Source organism: Stutzerimonas stutzeri (genome assembly GCF_024448935.1).
GTDB lineage: Bacteria > Pseudomonadota > Gammaproteobacteria > Pseudomonadales > Pseudomonadaceae > Stutzerimonas > Stutzerimonas stutzeri_AO.
This window is the reverse complement of sequence record NZ_JAMOIE010000208.1, coordinates 1-1,860: the sequence shown is the minus strand read 5'-3', so window position 1 is coordinate 1,860 and position 1,860 is coordinate 1. Positions and strand designations below refer to the sequence as shown.

The window sequence follows — 1,860 nt, the reverse complement described above, 5'->3', positions numbered from 1 at the left end:
AGCCGCTGTTCGATCACCGGCCGCCACGGCACCAGGCTGAATCCCATGCCGTCATCGAGCATCGCGTAGCGCCCACTGGCGAGCATGACCGAGCGTCGGTAGATGCCAGCCACGTGTTGCCCGTCGGCTACCGGCTGATGCTCCAGTCCGGTGTTGGCGGCTTCGTGGCGGATCGCCTACGATCAGAACTTGGGCGGATTCTCCGGGGCCGCATAGGGCGCCTTGCCGTCACCATAGAACCGCTTGCGCGTGGCTTCGGTCACAAGCCCAACACGACAGAATATCCTCGCGTCGGCCAGACCTCACGGCCGCTGGCGAGCGTTGCAGGTTTCGGCACCGAGCAGTCGCTGGCGTTGCAGCGTAGGTTCGTTGAAGCACTCGATCTGCACCCGCTCATCGTTGTCGGCTCCGCGCAAGTTCTGCTGCGCTCAAGTTGGCGAACGCCTATATCCAGAGCACCCGAATCCAGGTGCGTCATGCGCGACGCGGTGCTATATTCCAGATTGACCGTCTGCTTTGAGCTTAGAGTTCCTTCGCATGATTTCGTTTGCACGCCATTCCAAGTCTGCCTGGGTCACAAACAATGTGGCTTGCGGCGTGCGCGCAACGAATCCTCCTCCTGTCTCATCTGTCGCGCCTCCGGCGGACATCGCAGTGGCTGGCGTGCATCCGCCACGCGCGATCGTCCTGGGCTGATCCAGCCCGCCTCGCGGCCCCTCCTGAAACCGATTGGGTTCCACTGACGCAGTTGCGTCCCGTGGATGGCCGGGGCCTGTGCTTCATTCGACAGGTGAGTACAAAATGACTTCCAAGTCCTCCACATGGACGGCCTTCGCCGCCATGTCCACATTCGTGCTGCTCTGGGGCAGCGCGGCTATCTTCACCCGTTGGGGGCTCGATCACGGCTCGGTGTTCGCGCTGCTGATCCTGCGCTTCGCCCTGGCACTGGGTGCGTTGCTGCTGATCGGCCTACCTGGCAGGCGTTGGCTACCCAGACCCGGCACGCGCTGGCAGGTCGCCGCAACGGGTTTGCTGCTGATCGGCAGCTATTCGGTCTGCTACTTCCAGGCGATGGCCCACGGCATCACACCGGGGCTGCTGGCGACACTGCTCGGCGTACAACCGATCCTGACCCTGCTGCTGACCGAACGGCGTTCCTCCGCATGGCGCTTGTGCGGCCTGCTGCTGGCACTGTCCGGCTTGACGCTGGTGGTCTACCAGAGCCTGGTGCTGACGAAGCTGTCCGGGCTGGGCACGGGCTTTGCGCTGGGCGCGCTGCTGTGCATGACGTTCGGCGCCATGTTGCAAAAGCGCATCCAGCAGGCACCCGCCGAGGTGCTGCCATTGCAGTATGCCGTTACGCTGCTGCTGTGCCTGGCCTTCGTGCCGTTCCAGCCGTTCCATTTCGAGCCGAACCTGGGGTTCCTGATCCCCTTGCTGTGGCTGGGCCTGGTGATCTCGGTCGGGGCGCAACTGCTACTGTACCGGTTGATCCGCAGCGGCAATCTGGTCAACGTCACCAGCCTGTTCTACCTGGTGCCGGTGGTCACGGTGATCCTCGACTACCTGATCCTGGGTAATGCCATGCCCGCGCTGGCTGTGGCGGGCATGGCGGCGATCCTGGTCGGGTTGGCGCTGGTGTTCAGGGCGCCGGCATCGCCATCCGGTCGCTGACCAAGCGGGGCATTGTCTCGATAGCGGCTGGCAGGTGATAGAGAAACGGAATGCCGGCTCGCGCGCGCCACCAGTCAGCGGATTTGACTGGTGACGCGCTTTCAAACCGAAGGCCCACGTTGCCGGCCGATCTCCCACGACACCCCACCGCCGCGCACCGTGGCGGCGAGCTGTTGCCCCAACCGC

Annotated in this window: 2 protein-coding genes and 2 pseudogenes; 1 reads left to right on the top strand and 3 read right to left on the bottom strand. The window is 64.1% G+C overall.

The genetic code is table 11. The features are described 5' to 3' along the window. Both NA637_RS24855 and NA637_RS24850 read right to left on the bottom strand, forming a co-directional pair. Positions 1–161, bottom strand: a pseudogene (locus tag NA637_RS24855) (DUF3363 domain-containing protein); the annotation flags it as partial. 21 nt (positions 162–182) lie between these two features. Next, a pseudogene (locus NA637_RS24850) lies at positions 183–263 on the bottom strand (entry exclusion lipoprotein TrbK); the annotation flags it as partial. Positions 264–801: 538 nt separating this feature from the next. On the opposite strand from NA637_RS24850, the gene NA637_RS24845 reads away from it, so the two are divergent. After that, positions 802–1,674, top strand: a complete 873-nt coding sequence (locus NA637_RS24845; RefSeq protein ID WP_058201262.1) for a DMT family transporter — start codon at positions 802–804, stop codon at positions 1,672–1,674. A 101-nt stretch (positions 1,675–1,775) separates the two neighbouring features. On the opposite strand, the gene NA637_RS25805 is transcribed toward NA637_RS24845, so the two are convergent. Further along, positions 1,776–1,860, bottom strand: an 85-nt coding sequence (locus tag NA637_RS25805) for a DUF3363 domain-containing protein (protein ID WP_423836766.1), incomplete at its 5' end; no start/stop codon positions are given.